At 65.8% G+C, this 16448-nt stretch carries 15 protein-coding genes; 12 read left to right on the top strand and 3 right to left on the bottom strand.

Features of this window, described 5'->3' with window-relative positions; genetic code table 11:
• The first annotated feature begins 113 nt into the window (after positions 1 to 113).
• Positions 114 to 1049, top strand: coding sequence for a LysR family transcriptional regulator (locus WBG56_RS12430; protein WP_424268746.1), 936 nt, complete (start codon positions 114 to 116; stop codon positions 1047 to 1049).
• A 28-nt stretch (positions 1050 to 1077) separates the two neighbouring features.
• Here the strand turns inward: WBG56_RS12430 and WBG56_RS12425 are convergent, their stop codons facing one another.
• Positions 1078 to 2301 (bottom strand): MFS transporter, encoded by a 1224-nt coding sequence (locus tag WBG56_RS12425; protein WP_424268744.1) that lies wholly within the window; start codon positions 2299 to 2301, stop codon positions 1078 to 1080.
• A 27-nt stretch (positions 2302 to 2328) separates the two neighbouring features.
• Complete coding sequence (locus WBG56_RS12420) at positions 2329 to 3705, bottom strand: MmgE/PrpD family protein (protein ID WP_424268742.1); 1377 nt, start codon at positions 3703 to 3705, stop codon at positions 2329 to 2331.
• Positions 3706 to 3874: 169 nt separating this feature from the next.
• On the opposite strand from WBG56_RS12420, the gene WBG56_RS12415 reads away from it, so the two are divergent.
• The 5 genes from WBG56_RS12415 (at position 3875) to WBG56_RS12395 (ending at position 9208) form a co-directional block, all read left to right on the top strand.
• Positions 3875 to 4786, top strand: coding sequence for a LysR substrate-binding domain-containing protein (locus WBG56_RS12415; protein ID WP_424268740.1), 912 nt, complete (start codon positions 3875 to 3877; stop codon positions 4784 to 4786).
• A 90-nt stretch (positions 4787 to 4876) separates the two neighbouring features.
• Positions 4877 to 6037, top strand: coding sequence for an acyl-CoA dehydrogenase family protein (locus WBG56_RS12410; RefSeq protein ID WP_424268738.1), 1161 nt, complete (start codon positions 4877 to 4879; stop codon positions 6035 to 6037).
• A 10-nt stretch (positions 6038 to 6047) separates the two neighbouring features.
• Positions 6048 to 7199 carry a CaiB/BaiF CoA transferase family protein gene (locus WBG56_RS12405; RefSeq protein WP_424268736.1) on the top strand — a complete coding sequence of 384 codons (1152 nt, stop codon included), beginning with the start codon at positions 6048 to 6050 and terminating at the stop codon, positions 7197 to 7199.
• A 114-nt stretch (positions 7200 to 7313) separates the two neighbouring features.
• Positions 7314 to 8321 carry a TRAP transporter substrate-binding protein gene (locus WBG56_RS12400; protein ID WP_424268734.1) on the top strand — a complete coding sequence of 336 codons (1008 nt, stop codon included), beginning with the start codon at positions 7314 to 7316 and terminating at the stop codon, positions 8319 to 8321.
• Between the two features lie 65 nt (positions 8322 to 8386).
• The gene (locus WBG56_RS12395; RefSeq protein WP_424268732.1) at positions 8387 to 9208 is read left to right on the top strand and encodes an FAS1-like dehydratase domain-containing protein; all 822 of its coding nucleotides are present in this window, start codon (positions 8387 to 8389) and stop codon (positions 9206 to 9208) included.
• Positions 9209 to 9241: 33 nt separating this feature from the next.
• On the opposite strand, the gene WBG56_RS12390 is transcribed toward WBG56_RS12395, so the two are convergent.
• A complete protein-coding gene (locus WBG56_RS12390) occupies positions 9242 to 10144 on the bottom strand; it encodes a LysR family transcriptional regulator (protein WP_424268730.1) in 903 nt (300 codons plus the stop codon).
• A 162-nt stretch (positions 10145 to 10306) separates the two neighbouring features.
• Between WBG56_RS12390 and WBG56_RS12385 the strand changes: the two genes are divergently transcribed.
• From WBG56_RS12385 to hmgA, 6 genes are all read left to right on the top strand, one after another.
• On the top strand, positions 10307 to 11011 hold the full coding sequence (locus WBG56_RS12385) for a TRAP transporter small permease (RefSeq protein ID WP_424268728.1): 705 nt from the start codon (positions 10307 to 10309) through the stop codon (positions 11009 to 11011).
• Positions 11008 to 12285 carry a TRAP transporter large permease gene (locus tag WBG56_RS12380; RefSeq protein ID WP_424268726.1) on the top strand — a complete coding sequence of 426 codons (1278 nt, stop codon included), beginning with the start codon at positions 11008 to 11010 and terminating at the stop codon, positions 12283 to 12285. The genes WBG56_RS12385 and WBG56_RS12380 overlap by 4 nt, the downstream gene beginning before the upstream one ends.
• A 40-nt stretch (positions 12286 to 12325) precedes the next feature.
• A complete protein-coding gene (locus WBG56_RS12375; protein ID WP_424268724.1) occupies positions 12326 to 13306 on the top strand; it encodes a TRAP transporter substrate-binding protein in 981 nt (326 codons plus the stop codon).
• Between the two features lie 73 nt (positions 13307 to 13379).
• Complete coding sequence (locus WBG56_RS12370; RefSeq protein ID WP_424268723.1) at positions 13380 to 14399, top strand: fumarylacetoacetate hydrolase family protein; 1020 nt, start codon at positions 13380 to 13382, stop codon at positions 14397 to 14399.
• Positions 14400 to 14405: 6 nt separating this feature from the next.
• Positions 14406 to 15047 carry a maleylacetoacetate isomerase gene (gene maiA / locus WBG56_RS12365; RefSeq protein ID WP_424268806.1) on the top strand — a complete coding sequence of 214 codons (642 nt, stop codon included), beginning with the start codon at positions 14406 to 14408 and terminating at the stop codon, positions 15045 to 15047.
• A gap of 93 nt (positions 15048 to 15140) precedes the next feature.
• Positions 15141 to 16439, top strand: coding sequence for a homogentisate 1,2-dioxygenase (hmgA, locus tag WBG56_RS12360; protein WP_424268721.1), 1299 nt, complete (start codon positions 15141 to 15143; stop codon positions 16437 to 16439).
• The last annotated feature ends 9 nt before the right edge of the window (positions 16440 to 16448 follow it).

Raw genomic sequence — 16448 nt, 5'->3', positions numbered from 1 at the left:
TGAATGAGGTCCGGAAAGGAAACCTTCGATAGACGTTATTTTCCATTATGAATGCGAAAGCGATAATATGCCTATCGTGAGCTACAGCATTCTATTTTTGAGGCTAATCCACCATGCAAGACTTGAACGACATGAGGTACTTTGCGGAAGTCGTGGAGCATGGCAGCTTTGTGGGCGCGGCCCGCGCGCTGGATCTGCCGACCTCGCGCCTGTCGAGACGAATTGCGCGGCTGGAGACCGAACTGGGCGTGCGACTTCTGAATCGCACGACGCGCAAGCTATCCCTGACGCTGGCGGGCGAGCAATACGTCCGTCACTGTATCGCCGTGCGGGAAGAGGCCGATCAGGCGCACGCGGAAATCTCCCGGATCCTGGCCGAACCGCGCGGCCCCCTGCGGGTGTCCTGCCCCGTCACGCTCGCGCAGTCGGTGATTGCGCCCCTGATCCCGGCCTACCTGAAGCGTCATCCGCTGGTCAGGCTGGAACTCGAAGTCAGCAATCGCGTGGTCGATCTGGTCAGCGAACGCGTGGACGTCGCCTTGCGGGTGCGCCAAACCCTGGATGACAGCGGCAGCGCCATCATCAAGCGGCTGGGCCTGAGCCACGGCCTGCTGGTCGCCAGCCCCGAACTGCTGCACCGCCTTGGAAGGCCGGCTCATCCCGCCGACCTGGAGCGCTTCGATGCGGCAGGGATGTCCGCGCAGGCGGGCAAGATTCATTTTTCCCTGGCCGGGCCGCAGGGGGCGCAATGCCAGGCGGTGTGCCGCGCCGCATGCATCGTGGACGACTTGTTGTCGCTGCTGTATGCGATCAAGGGGGGCGTCGGCATCGGGGTCATTCCCGACTACATGTGCCGCGAGGACATCGCGCAGGGCCGTCTGGAATCCGTCCTGCCCGGGTGGTCCTTGCCCTCGGGCATCGTGCATGCCGCGTATCTGTCGCGTCGCGGCATGTCGCCGGCCGTGCGTTCGTTCCTGGATTATCTGGGCGAGACCATGGGGCGCGATCCGGGCGACGAGATCGGAGAGGCGGCATCGGGCGTGGTATGAGGCCGGCGATGCCGCAGGGCTTGCGCAGCTAGCGCGCGAACGCCGCCCGATACCGCCATAGCAGCATCAGGCAGATGCCCGCCGGCGCCATCAGCGTGGCATAGGCGAATCCGTAGCTGCCCGACAGCGATGCGATCCAGCCGAAGATCGGCGGCCCGACCACCACGCCCAGGAACGTCATCGCCAGGGTGCCGCCGGTGGCGACGCTGGCCTGGCCGGCCGGGGCCTGGCGGGCGACTTCGGCCAGGTACACGCCGTTCCAGCCGATGGCGCTGCCGCCGAACAGGCACAGCACGACCAGCACGATGATGTTCGAGTCGATCGTCTGCAGCAGCGGGATGCACAGGGCGCACAGGGCGATCAAGGCGGACAGGCCGCCCAGGGTCCTGACCGGACCGAAGTAGTGATCCGACAGATAGCCCCACAGCAGGCGGCCGCCGACCCCGGCGGCCTGCGAAACCGCCAGGATGAAGCCGGCCGCGATCAGATCCATTCCCAGGTCGTGGTTCAGGAAGGTGACCAGATACGAAGTCAGGGACAATTGGGCGATGGAAAACAGGAACGAGACGCCGGCCAGCACCGCCAGGCTGCGCTGGCTGAAGACCAGTTTCAGCGGTCCGATCAGGCCGTTGCCGGCGGACAGCTTCTGCCGGGGGTTCTGGTCGGCGTCCAGCGCCGGTCGCAGGGGCTGGATCGCCAGCGCGCAGAGCAGGTTGGCGGCGGCGACGATCGTGAAGGCGGCCTGCCAGCCAGTCCACTGGGCCAGGCCCGGCACGATCAGGCCGGCCAGCACGCCGCCCAGGGGAACGCCCGTCTGCTTGATCGAAAAGACGAAGGACATGCGGTGGGCCGGCGTGGTGCGGGCCAGCAGGTGCGAACTGGCCGGCGTGATGGGGCCGTAGCCCAGCCCGACCAGCAGGGCGCCGACGGCCATGACCGGCACCGAGGCGATCGTGCACAGAAGCAGGCCCAGCGCGCAGATCACCATGCCGGCCTGGCTGGCGCGGATGGCGCCGTAGCGTCGGGTGGCGGACCCGGACAGCAGGCTCGCGGCCATGGCGCCCAGATAGGCCAGGGCCACGTAGACGCCGACATAGGCCGCCGGGACGCGCAGCACGTCCGCGATGACCGGGGCGATGGCCGGCAAGGTCAACAAGGACATGGACACCAGCGACTGGATGGTCAGGGTGGCGGCCAGCGTCAGCGCGGACGAGACGGGTGGCGGGGAGGCTGGATCAGTCGCGGAAAGCACAATGGGTCGTATGGGATCGTGATGCCGTCAGGGGTGCGCAGGCTGCGTGATCCGGGAGCAGAAGTCTCCCACCCGCGCCGTATCGGCCAGGCCCCAGACCCGGCCGATCAGCGCATCCAGATCCGTGTCGCCAGCCGCATCATGATAACTCCCCAGGCGGCGGACCTTGTCCTCGATCTCGGGACGGCTCAAGGTATTGTCCGGGTCGCCCTTGGGGGTGTCGACGCGGCCGTGCAGCGTCTGGCCCTGGCGGGTCGTGACGGTGACTTTTCCGATCCAGCGGCGCGGATAGGCGCCATCCACCTCCGGATCCAGCTGCATGGCGACGCGGGCGCGGAAATCCGCGATGTCCGGATCGGCGGGGGCGTCGTCGAATTCCTGCAGACCTGCTTTCCGGTGCTTGGCGATCAGGCCCAGCACCGTGCCCATGGAGAACTTGGATTGATGCACGGTCGTCGGGTTCACGACAGGCCCCAGGACGTCGATGGCGCCCTGGTGGACGTGGGCCGTCACCCGGCTGATGTCGGCGATGCCCAGGTCATGCGCCTGCACGACGGACAACAGCGCATCGGCTGCGGGATGGGTGTGGCGGCAGGACGCATGGTATTTGAAGGAGGTTTCCAGCAGCGCCCAGCGCGACCCCAGGCCGTCGGTCAGGCGGGCCGGGTCGGCGTCGCGGGACATGCCCGCCGCCATCCCCTGGGGCCCTTCCAGGATGCGGCTGGCGCCGGTGAAGCCTTGCGCGGCCAGCCAGGCGGACATCAGGCCGTTGGCGGCGGCGCGCGCCGTGTGCAATTGCTTGGAATCCGCGCCGTCGCGCAGGAATTCCCACAGGCCCGCCGCCTGGGTGCCGGCAGATCCCAGGGCATGCAGCATCCGTGCGGCATCCAGCCCCAGCAGTTTACCGGCGGCCATGGCGGCTGCCGGCGCCCCGGCCGTGCCGGTCGTGTGAAAAATGGTGTAGTGGCTGCGGCCCAGGAATTCGCCGATGCGGATGCCGGCTTCGTAGCCGGCCACGATGGCCGTCAGCAAATCGCGCCCCGAGGCGCCCTGGGCCTGCGCAAGCGCCATGGCCGGCGGCATGACGACGGCGGCCGGGTGGAAGACCGATCCGTTGTGGACGTCGTCCTGTTCGACCATATGGGCGGCGGCGGCATTGCTCATGGCGGCGAAGACAGGGCTGGTGCCGCTGCGCGTGACCAGGTTTTCCGCTGGCCCTTGCTGCGGCCCCATGGCCTGTCCGTAGTGCGCGATGGCCTGGACCGCGCGCGCGCCCGACCCGGCCAGCATGGAACCCAGGCAGTCCAGCAGCAGGTCTTCGGCGCGTCGCAGCACGGGGGCCGGGATATGTTCGTAGCGGAGATCCGCGAGGAATCGGGTCAGGATGGCGCTGGGGTGGGACATGGTTTTCCTGAAGGACGCATGGATGGAAGGGGAGGCCGGCCTTGCCGGCAGGCGCCCGCGGTCGGCGCGGCGGGGCTTTTTCAAGAGTGACTTTGCTTCATGGGGAATTTTTTGCCTATTATTGTTTGCTGAAGACTGGCTTCATCAAACCATAAGGGATCGGCATTCCATGGCGACACGCTTTGACCTCACCGACATGCAGCTCATGGTCAACGTGGCCGGCGCCCAGAGCCTGACCAAGGGCGCGGAGCGCACATTCCTGTCGCTGCCGGCCGCCAGCAACCGGGTCAAGAGCCTGGAAGAGGCCCTGGGCACGGACCTGTTGTATCGCGGCAGCCAGGGGGTGACCTTGACACCGTCCGGAGAGGTATTCGTCAAGCATGCCCGCACAGTGCTGCGCCAGCTCGAACATCTGCGCGGCGAGATCCAGGAATATGCCAAAGGCGTCAAGGGACGGGTCCGGGTCTACGCCAACACGACGGCCATGAATGAATTCATCCCCGCCGTGCTGGGCCGCTACCTGGTCAGCCACCCCGACGTCAACGTCGAATTGCGCGAACGCCTCAGTTATCAGGTCGTCAAGGCCGTGGCAGACGGGGTGGCGGACATCGGCATCACGGCCCAGGGCAGCGGCGGGGCGGGTATCCGCTATCTGCCGTATCGCAGCGACCGGCTGGTGCTGGTCACCTATCCGGACCATCCCCTGGCCGGCCAGGCCGCCTGCGCGTTCGAGCAGACGTTGGACGATAACTTCATCAGCCTGTTTGAATCCAGCGCCATTCACTCGTTTTTGCTCAAGGCGGCCGAAGATCTGGGCCGCATCTTGAAGTTCCGGGTCGAGGTCGGCAATTTCGAGGCCGTGTGCCGCCTGATCGCGGCGCGGGTGGGCATCGGCGTGATTCCGCAATCCGCCGCCTTGCGCTATGCGCAGACCTTGCCGATCCGGATCGTCGCGCTGACCGACGAATGGTCGCTGCGCAAGCTGCACATCTGCTGGCGCGAGGCGGGGGAATTGCCGGTCTTCGCGCAGGAACTGGTTGATTTGCTGGTCGGGGACGCGCAGGACGACACACCCGACTGATCTCCAAAAGGCCTTGTTTGGCAAAACAAAATTGCCTGTCCGGGCCGATTCCTGCATCCTGCTCCTTCTTATTCACGATAGAGGCTGTGCATGTTGGACGCTGCGGGACACCATCAGGACATTCGCGATGCGATTCGCGATCTGTGCGCGCAATTCGGCGATGAGTACTTCCGGCGTGTCGACGAGCAGCGCGGGTATCCGGCGGAATTCGTCGATGCGCTGACCCAGGCCGGTTGGCTGGCGGCCTTGATTCCGGAGGAATACGGCGGTTCCGGCCTGGGACTGACCGAGGCCTCGGTGATCATGGAAGAAATCAACCGGGCGGGCGGCAATTCGGGCGCCTGCCACGGGCAGATGTACAACATGGGCACGATTCTGCGCCACGGCTCGTCCGCGCAAAAGCAGCAGTGGCTGCCCAAGATCGCCAGCGGTGAACTGCGCCTGCAGTCCATGGCGGTCACGGAGCCGACGACGGGCACGGACACCACGAAAATCAAGACGACGGCCGTGAAGAAGGACGGCCGCTATGTGGTCAACGGGCAGAAGGTCTGGATTTCCCGGGTGCAGCATTCCGATCTGATGGTCCTGCTGGCCCGCACGACGCCGCTGGATCAGGTCCGCAAGAAATCGGAAGGCATGTCGATCTTCATGGTGGACCTGAAATCCGCCATCGGCCATGGCCTGAGCGTGCGGCCGATCCTGAACATGGTCAATCACGAAACCAACGAACTGTTTTTCGAAGACCTGGAAATTCCGGAGGAAAACCTGATCGGCCAGGAAGGCCAGGGCTTCAAGTACATCCTGGACGGCCTGAACGCCGAACGCACGCTGATCGCGGCCGAATGCATCGGCGACGGCTACTGGTTCGTGGATCGGGCGAAGAAATACGTCAGCGAGCGCGTCGTATTCGGCCGCCCGATCGGCCAGAACCAGGGGGTGCAGTTCCCCATCGCCAAGGCCTACGTCAACGTCGAGGCCGCCAGCCTGATGCGCTACCAGGCTTGCGCCCTGTTCGACGCGCACCAGGATTGCGGCGCCCAGGCCAACATGGCCAAGATGCTGGCGGCCGATGCGTCCTGGGAAGCTGCCAATGCCTGCCTGCAGGCCCATGGCGGGTTCGGTTTCGCCTGCGAATACGACATCGAACGCAAGTTCCGCGAAACCCGCCTGTACCAGGTGGCGCCGATTTCCACCAACCTGATCCTGTCGTATGTCGGCCAGCACGTGCTGGGCATGCCGCGTTCATTCTGAAGAGGACATCATGCTGCCTTTGCAGGACATCACGGTCATCACCCTGGAACATGCCATTGCCGCGCCGTTTTGCACGCGCCAGCTGGCGGATCTGGGCGCCCGGGTCATCAAGATCGAACGGCCGGGCGCGGGGGATTTCGCGCGCGGCTACGACGAGCGGGTGCGCGGCCTGTCGTCCCATTTCGTCTGGGTGAACCGGTCCAAGGAAAGCCTGGCGCTGGACGTCAAGCAGCCGGCTGCGGCGGACGTCATCGAACGCCTGCTGGAAAAGGCCGACGTGCTGGTGCAGAACCTGGCGCCGGGGGCGGCCGCTCGCCTGGGCCTGTCCTTCGAGGCTCTGCGCGAACGCTTTCCCCGCCTGATCGTGTGCGATATTTCCGGCTACGGCAATGACGGCCCCTATCGCGACAAGAAAGCCTACGATCTGCTGATCCAGAGCGAATCCGGTTTCCTGTCGGTCACCGGGTCTGCGGATGAGCCCGCCAAGGCGGGCTGCTCCATCGCCGACATCGCGGCCGGCATGTATGCCTACACCAACATCCTGGCGGCGCTGATCGAGCGCGGCAAGACGGGCAAGGGCCGGCACATCGACGTGTCCATGCTGGAGAGCATGGCCGAATGGATGTCCTACCCCATGTACTACGGCTTCGACGGCGCCCCGCCGCCCGCCCGCAGCGGGGCCTCGCATGCCACGATCTATCCCTATGGGCCGTTCGCGGCGGGGGATGGCAAGACCGTGATGCTGGGACTGCAGAACGAACGGGAATGGCAGGTGTTTTGCGACAAGGTCCTGCAGCAGCCGGATCTGGCGATCGACCCGCGCTTTTCGACCAATTCCCGGCGCTCGGACGCTCGCGCCGAATTGCGCGCCCTGATTCTGGGCGTCTTCGCCGCGCTCAGCATCGATCAGGTCGTCGCCCGTCTGGACGAGGCCAAGATCGCCAATGCGCAGATGAACGATATGGCGGATGTGTGGGCGCACCCGCAGCTGCGGGCGCGGGGGCGGTGGACCACGGTCGACAGCCCGGCGGGCGTGCTGCCCGCGCTGTTGCCGCCCGGCGTCGGCACCCCCGCAGAAACCCGGATGGGCGCGATCCCGGCATTGGGCGAACATACCCAGGCCATCCTGCAGGAATTGGGTCTCTCGGACGCATCGCTCTGAGGCCCCGATGATCTACCGGGTCCTTGCCGCACCGGACCCCCACACCAGAGCCCGGCAGCCGGAACGATCAGCGGCTGACCCGGACCGATACATCACCTTCAAGGAGACAAACCCATGCAATCCCGCACATTGACCCGCCTGGCGCTGGCCCTGGGCATCACGCTGTCCGCCAGTCTGGCGGCCACGGCCGTCCAGGCCGCTCCCATCGTCATCAAGTTCAGCCACGTGGTGGCGGCGACGGCCCCCAAGGGCCAGGGGGCGCTGAAGTTCAAGGAACTCGCCGAAGCCGCGCTGCCGGGCAAGGTCGAGGTCCAGGTCTTCCCCAATTCGCAGTTGTTCGGCGACGGCAAGGAAATGGAAGCCCTGTTGCTGGGCGACGTGCAGCTCATCGCGCCGTCGCTGTCCAAGTTCGACCGCTACACCAAGAAGCTGCAGGTCTTCGATCTGCCTTTCCTGTTCGACGACATGGATGCCGTGGACCGCTTCCAGGCCAGCCCCGCAGGCCAGGGCCTGCTGGACTCCATGACGTCCAAGGGCATCAAGGGTCTGGCCTACTGGCACAACGGCATGAAGCAGTTGTCCACCAACAAGGACAAGCTCACCCGCCCGGAAGACATCAAGGGCCTGAAGTTCCGCATCCAGGCCTCCGACGTGCTGGAGGCCCAGTTCCGTCAACTGGGGGCCAACCCCCAGAAACTGGCCTTCTCCGAGGTCTATCAGGCGCTGCAGACGGGCGTGGTGGATGGCCAGGAAAACACCTGGTCCAACATCTACACCCAGAAACTGCATGAAGTGCAGAAGACCATCGCCGTCACCAACCATGGCGACATCGATTACATGGTGATCGCCAATGCCGGCTGGTGGGACGGCTTGCCCAAGGACGTGCAGGCGGGCCTGAGCAAAGCCATGGCGGGCGCCACGGAATACGCCAACAAGCTGGCGGCCGACATCAACGAACGCGATCGCAAGCGCATTGCCGATGCGGGCGCCGCGAAGATCCAGACCCTGTCCAAGGAAGACGTGGCGGCCTGGCGCGCGGCCATGCATCCGGTCTGGGAGAAATTCCAGGGCGGTATCGGCAAGGATCTGATCGATGCCGCCCTGGCGTCGAACAAGAGCTGAACCTCGTGAAAGCAGCCTGATCCGGGCATCCCCGGCAGGCTGCATTTTTTTTGGAGCATCGGATTATGGATTTCTCGTCCTGGATCGGCCGCGCGGAAACCTGCGATGACAATCTGGACCCCGGCCATGCGCAGCGAGTCGCGTTGAGCCTGGACGAACCGCTGGACCCGTCGGGCGCCTTGCCTTTGCTGTGGCATTGGGCGTTCTTCGTGCGCGGTGAGGCCTATGCCCGTCTGGGGCGCGACGGCCATCCGCAACAGGATGCCTTCCTGCCGCCGGCGGGGGACTTCAGCCGCATGTGGGCGGGGGGGCGCATCCGGTTTCATGCGCCGCTGGTGGTGGGGCGGCCTGCCCGGCGGGACTCCAGGATTGCGGACATCGTCGAAAAGACGGGGCGCAGCGGCCGCCTGCAGTTCATGACGGTCGAGCATCGCTATACCCAGGATGGGGCGCTCTGCATCGCCGAGGAACAGGATATCGTCTACCGCGAGCCATCGCCCCCGGTGTTGCAGGGCGTCAAGCCCGCGCCGGATGCGCAATGGACGCAGACCGTGACGCCGGACCCCGTGCGGCTGTTCCGCTATTCAGCCGTCACCTTCAATGGACACCGCATCCATTACGACGACCGCTACGTGCGCGAGGTCGAAGGCTATCCTGGTCTGGTGGTCCACGGCCCCCTGATCGCCACGCTGATGACGCGGGCGTTCACCCGGGCTCATCCCGACCTGGCGGTGCAATCGCTGTCCTACCGGGGCCTGCGCCCGCTGATTGCGCCGCGCGCCTTCCAGGTGGGCGGCCGCCTTCAGGACGGCCAGACCGCGCAGCTGTGGGCGGAACAGGACGGCACACTGGCGCATCAGGGGGAAATCGAGTTCAGCCGGGCCTGACGATGGGCTTCGGGTGAGCGGAATCGGGGGGACTCACCCCCAGTTCCGTTCCTCCACATATTCGTGCAGATAGCGCACGAAGGCTTCGGCCGCAGGCGGCAGGCTCGTGTGCTGGCGGCTGTAGATGAAAAATTTCCGACGGATCTGGGGGGCATGCAGCGGCCGCGCCCGTAGCCCGTAGAGGTCCACCAGGCGCTGGGCATACGGCAGGCAGGCGGTCACACCCAGGCCGGCGTTGACCATGCTCAAGGCGGTGCTCATGAAGGTGACTTCGTGGCTGGGGCGCACCGGTTGCGTGGAGGACAGCCGGTGGAGATCCATGGCGAGCTGATCGGTGAACTGCCCATGCAGCACGATCAGCGGGTGGCGCATCAGGTCCGTCCAGCCGACCTGCTTCAGGGATTCCAGCGGGTGGCCGGCGGGAAAGACGGCCATGAACGGCAGGTCGAACAGCGGATCGGCCGCGACATCGGACAGGCCCTCGCGATGGGGGCCGATGCTGATATCGACTTCGCCGCGCACCGCCTGGGTGATGGCGTGTTCCACGGCGCAGTCCAGCAGATGGACCTGGATGTGGGGATGCGCGCGGCGAAAGCCCGCAATGACTTCAGGGATCAGGGTGCTGGCCATGAGCTGGGGGGCAGCAACCCGGACGATGCCGCGGCGCAGGCGTTTGAGATTATCGATGTTGTCCAGCGCGCCATCCAGGTCGCGGAGCACCCGCGTGGCGACGGGATGGAACTCGCGGCCGACTTCCGAGAGCTGGATGCGTCGTGTGCTGCGATCCACCAGCCGGACGCCCAATTGGGATTCCAGTTCCTTGATCAGGCCGCTGAGGGCCGATTGGGTGATATGCAAGGATTCGGCTGCCCGTGTAAAGCCTCCGGTGCGGGCCAGCGCCGCGAAGGCGCGCAACTGGCGGAGCGTGACTTCCATCGGATAATCCTATGAATCGATGAATAAAAACTGTTTGTATGATATCTGGAAACTCCGTCTAATGGGGCATCCATCACAAGGATGCTCGGGGGCCGTCCCGCAGACATCCACATCCGGACCGGAGACAAACATGATGTCCGCTACCTCGCGCGGTGCATACCGATGATGCGCCCTGCCGCCCGCCTGATCGCCAGGAGCTTCGAAGTCCTGATCGTCGCCTGCCTGGCGATCATGGGCATTCTGGTCTTCGGCAACGTCGTGCTGCGCTACGCATTCAATTCGGGTATCGCCATTTCGGAAGAACTGTCGCGCCTGCTGTTCGTCTGGCTGATCTTCATGGGCGCGGTCCTGGCTTCGGCGCGGCGCATCCATATCGGATTCGACACGCTGCAGCGCGCCGTCGGCCCCCGTGTGCGCAGGGCGCTGGTGGTCTTCACCGGCATGTTGATCCTGGCCGGCTGCGGGATCTTCATCGTCGGCGGCTGGCGCCAGACCCTGATCAACCTGGGCAACGTCTACCCGGTCCTGGGCATTTCCTACGCCTGGCTGTACGGGGCGGCGCTGGTGTTCGGGGTGGCGCTGATCTTCCCGGTGTGCAACAACATCCGCCGGGCGCTGGCCGGTATCGACGACGGCTTGACGGAGGACCTGGCCGACCGCATCGAAGACCTCGCTGAACGTATGGATGAGACCGGACGCGGGATAGTCCCTGCGGACTATCTCGCGCCTGACGAATCCGAGCGGCATGCAGGCCGCGAGGTGGGCGAGACCGGACGCGGGATAGTCCCTGCGGACTATCCCACGCCTGACGAATCCGAACGGCATGCAGGCCGCGAGGCCGGCGGCTCGAAGGGAGATCGCCGATGACCGCCTTCGTCTTCCTTGGCTCCTTGCTGGGCTTGATCGCACTGGGTCTGCCGATCGCCTTCGCCCTGATGTTCGCCGGAGTGGCGCTGATGCTGCTGACCGGGCAGTTCGACGCCCAGATCGTGGTGCAGAACGCCATCGCCGGGGCCGACAACTTCGTATTGATGGCGGTGCCGTTCTTCATCCTGGCGGGCGAATTCATGAACGCGGGCGGGCTGTCCAAGCGGATCGTCGACATGGCCAGCGCCTTCGTCGGCCATTTGCGCGGCGGCCTGGGCTATGTGGCGATCTGCGCCGGCATCCTGCTTGCCAGCCTGTCGGGGTCCGCCGTGGCGGACACGGCGGCGCTGGCGGCGATCCTGGTGCCCATGATGCGCCAGGCCGGCTACGATCCCGCGCGCGCCTGCGGCCTGATGGCCGCCAGCGGCATCATCGCGCCGGTCATCCCGCCGTCGATCGGCTTCCTGATCTTCGGCGTGGTGGCCAATGTGTCGATCACCCGTCTGTTCCTGGCCGGGATCGTGCCCGGCGTCCTGATGGGGCTGTTCCTGACCGTGGCCTGGTGGTTTGTCGCCCGGCGGCAGAAAGCGGCGCTGACGCCCCGGGTGCCCTGGGGACAGCGTCTGCGTTTGCTGGGGCAGGGCGGCTGGGCGCTGATGCTGCCGGTCATCATCATCGGCGGCCTGCGTTTCGGCATCTTCACCCCGACTGAATCCGCCGTGGTCGCGGCGGCCTATGCGCTGTTCGTCGGTGTGGCGGTGTACCGGGAACTGAGTTGGCGCAAAGTCTACGAATGCCTGCTGTCCGCGGCGCAGACGACTTCGGTCGTGCTGCTGCTGGCCGCGCTGGCGATGGTCGCGTCCTACATGATCACCATCACCGACATTTCCGGCCAGGTGGGCGGCTGGTTGAGCGCGTTGTCGGACCACCCGCTGGTCCTGGTGTCGGCCATGATGGTGGTGGTGTTCTTCGCCGGAATGGTGCTGGATTTCATTCCCATCGTGCTGATCTTCACCCCGGTGTTCATGCCCATCATCCAGGCGGCGGACATCGATCCGGTTTATTTCGGCGTGATCTTCATCATGAACTGTTCGATCGGCATGATCACCCCGCCCGTGGGCGTGGTGCTGAACGTCGTCAGTTCCGTGGGCAAGGTGTCCATGGCCCAGGCCACGCGCGGCATCGGCCCGTTCCTGCTCGCTTTGGTTTCGCTGTTGATCGCCTTGATCCTGTTCCCCGAATTGGTGACCGTGCCCGCCCAATGGTGGCGCTAGCGCCCGGCGCCCCGTCCGATTCCACCCAAGGAGACATTCCATGAAAATCCGCACCACCCTGCTTGTCGGCCTGCTGGCCGCGACACTGTCCGGCTCCGCCTGGGCGGCCGTCACCGCGAAGTTCGCCGTCACCCTGCCGGAAAAATCCCACCAGGGCCAGGGCGTGGCCAAGTTCGTCGAACTGGTCAAGGCCAAGAGCCAGGGCGAGATCAACATCAAGCCCTATTACAGCGGCGCGCTGGGCAACGACGTGCAGGTGACTTCTGCCCTGCAGGGCGGCACGATCGAGTTCACCGTGCCTCAGACCACCACCCTGACGGGGATGGTCAAGGCCTATGAAATCCTGGATTTTCCCTTCCTGTTCAAGAACAGCGAGCAGGCGGAAAAAGTGCTGGACGGCCCGGTGGGCCAGAAGCTGCTGGAAACCCTGCCCGTGCATGGCCTGGTGGGCCTGGCTTATTGGGAAAACGGATTCTTCAACGCCACCAACAGCAAGCATCCGATCGCCAAGGTCGAAGATTTCGAAGGCTTGAAGTTCCGTTCGATCCAGGCGAAGATTACCCAGGAAACCATCAAGGCCCTGGGCGCCAATCCGGTGCCGCTGGCGGTGCCGGAACTGTATACCGCGCTGGAAACCCGCACCATCGACGGCCAGGGCACGCCCAACGCCGTGATCGCCGCGCTCAAGCTCTACGAAGTGCAGAAATACCTGTCCATCACGCGCCATAGCTACGGCGCCTTCATCCCGCTGGTGTCCAAGGCCTTCTGGGACAAACTCACGCCCGATCAGCAGAAGATCCTGAAGGATTCCGCTCTCGAGGCCCGTGCCTACCAGCGTCAGGTGGCGCGCGCCCAGGCGCAATCCGCCAAGGAAACCATGGCCAAGCACGGCATGGAGATCAACGAGGTCAGCGACGCCGAGCACGACCGCATGCGCGAACGCGTCCAGCCGGTGTGGAAGATGTTCATCCCCAGCGTGGGTCAGGATCTGTTCGAGCAGGTTCAGGCCGAACTGAAGTAGATCAGTTTTTGCGCGCGGGGTTGCGGCCCCGCGCTCCGGGCACGCCTCGGCGGCCCGGGCAACCGGAGTCCCTATGAAGCTTGCCACCTTGAAAAACGAGTCGCGCGATGGTCGCCTGGTCGTCGTGTCCCGGGATCTGGCGCAGTGCGTCGCCGTGCCCGGGATCGCGCCCACCCTGCAGGCGGCGCTGGATGACTGGGACGCCTGCCTGCCGGCGCTGGTCGCCGTCTATGACCGGCTCAATTCGGGCAGGGAAGGGGCGGCCCTCCCCTTCGACCAGGCGGCCTGCCATTCACCGCTGCCGCGCGCCTACCAGTGGGCGGACGGCTCGGCCTACTTGAACCATGTGGAACTCGTGCGCCGCGCCCGCAACAGCCAGGTGCCGGAATCCTTCTTCACCGATCCGCTGATGTACCAGGGCGGCTCGGACGGCTTCATCGGGCCGCGCGACCCCATCGTCGCGGACACGGAGGACTGGGGCATCGACATGGAGGCCGAAGTCGCCGTCGTCACGGGCGACGTGCCCATGGGCGCGCGTGCGGCGGATGCCGCCGGCGCGATCCGCCTGCTGATGCTGGTCAATGACGTGTCCCTGCGCGGCCTGATTCCGGGCGAGCTGGCCAAGGGCTTCGGCTTCTTCCAGTCCAAACCGGCCAGCGCGTTTTCCCCGGTCGCTGTCACGCCCGATGAACTGGGCCCGGCCTGGCGCGACGGCAAGGTCCACCTGCCGTTGCGGGTCGAACTCAATGGCGAGCCCTTCGGCTGCCCGAATGCCGGCCGGGACATGACCTTCGATTTCCCCCGGCTGGTCGCGCATGCCGCCCGCACCCGCCGGCTGGCGGCGGGAACGATCATCGGCTCGGGCACGGTATCCAACAAACAGGGCGGGCTGCATGGTTCCAGCATCCGCAACGGCGGCGTGGGCTACTGCTGCATCGCCGAGGTCCGCATGTACGAGACCATCGAGGGCGGCGCCCCGGTCACGCCCTTCATGCGCTTCGGCGACGCGGTGCGCATCCACATGAGCGATGCGCGGGGCGAAGATATCTTCGGCGTCATCGAACAGACGGTCGAGCGCCGCGCGGGAGGCTGATTCATGCTGGAACTCTATTCCTATTTCCGCAGCTCGGCGGCCTACCGCGTCCGGATCGCATTGGGCCTCAAGGGCCTGGACTACCGGGTCATCCCCGTGCACCTGTTGCGCCATGGCGGCGAACAGTTCGGGGACGATTACCAGAGCCGCAATCCGGAAGGCCTGGTGCCGGCGCTGGACGAGGACGGCCGGATCCTGACGCAGTCCCTGGCGATCATGGAATACCTGGACGAGACGCATGGCCCAGCCACCCTGCTGCCGGCCGACGCAGTGGGCCGCGCCCGGGTGCGCGCCCTGGCACTGCATGTCGCCTGCGACATCCATCCCTTGAACAATCTGCGCGTCCTGCGCTGGCTGTCGCGCGAACTGAAGGTTGAACAATCCGCCCGCGACGATTGGTACCGGCATTGGGTGGACCTGGGCTTCCGTGCGCTGGAGGCCCAGTTGCGGTCGCCCGCGACCGGGCGCTGCTGCCATGGCGACGAGCCGGGCCTGGCGGATTGCTGCCTGGTGCCGCAGGTCTACAACGCGCGCCGCAATGATGTGGATCTGTCGGCCTTTCCGACGATCGCGCGGATCGCGGCGTATTGCGAATCGCTGCCCGCCTTCCAGGCTGCGCATCCGGACGCGCAGCCGGACTCTGAGTGACGACGCGCCATTCGGGTCGGCGAATGCAGGCTGCGATCGGGTTGACCGTGTGCGCGTGAGGCGGCCGCCGGCCGTGTTTTTCGGGAAATCATCATGAACACGACATCCTCCTTGGAATACCAGAGCGGATTCGGCAACGAATTCGCCACCGAGGCCCTGCCCGGCGCGCTGCCGGTCGGGCGCAATTCCCCTCAGCGGGCCCCTTACGGCCTGTATGCCGAGCAGCTGTCAGGCACAGCGTTCACGGCGCCGCGCCATGCCAACCGGCGATCCTGGCTGTACCGCATCCGGCCCGCGGCCACGCACGGGCCGTTCGAATCTTCTTCCGCGGGGGCGCGCTGGCTGAGCCAGTACGACGAAGTCGCCACCCCGCCCGATCCGCTGCGCTGGGATCCTCTGCCTTTGCCCGGCGACGATGCGGCCACGGATTTCGTGGATGGCATGGTGACCATGGGCGGCAATGCCGGTTGCGGCATCCACCTGTATGCCGCCAATCGTTCAATGGGGAAGCGCTATTTCTATGATGCCGACGGCGAACTGCTGATCGTGCCGCAGCAGGGCCGCCTGGAACTGGCGACCGAATTGGGCGTGCTGCTGATCGAGCCCCAGGAAATCGCGGTCATTCCGCGCGGCGTGCGCTTCCAGGTCCGCCTGCCCGACGGGGTGGCGCGCGGCTATGTGTGCGAGAACCCCGGCGCGCATTTCCGGTTGCCCGATCTGGGCGTGATCGGCTCGAACGGCCTGGCCAACCCGCGCGATTTCCTGGCGCCCGTGGCGGCCTACGAAGACCTCGACGGCGACTTTGAATTGCTGACGAAATTCCAGGGCCGCTTCTGGAGCGCCCGCATGGATCATTCGCCCCTGGACGTGGTGGCCTGGCACGGCAACGACACACCGTACAAATACGACCTGCGGCGCTTCAATGCGATCGGCTCGATCACCCATGATCACCCGGATCCGTCGATCTTCCTGGTGCTGCACGCGCCCAGCGCCGTGCCAGGCGTCGATACCATCGATTTCGTCGCCTTCGCCCCGCGCATTCTGGCGATGCGGGATACCTTCCGGCCGCCCTGGTTCCACCGCAATCTGGCGGGCGAGTTCATGGGCCTGGTGCACGGCCGTTACGACGCCAAGGCCGAAGGCTTCCAGCCCGGCGGCGCGTCGCTGCACAACACCATGACCGGCCACGGCCCGGACGCCGAGACCTTCGCCAAGGCCAGCGCGGCGGATACGTCCAGGCCCGACGTCATTGCCGACACCATGGCGTTCATGTTCGAGACGCCGGTGGCGATCCAGGCCACCCGCCAGGCCCTGGAATCGCCGCAGCGGCAGCGGGAATACTACCGCTGCTGGCAGGGGCTGGAGAAACACTTCGATCCGACGCGGCGCTGACTCATTCCG

This window comes from Castellaniella sp. (assembly GCF_049671645.1).
In the GTDB taxonomy this organism is placed as follows: Bacteria; Pseudomonadota; Gammaproteobacteria; order Burkholderiales; family Burkholderiaceae_B; genus Castellaniella.
The sequence above is the reverse complement of the archived record's forward strand: the minus strand, read 5'-3'. Positions and strand labels throughout refer to the sequence as shown.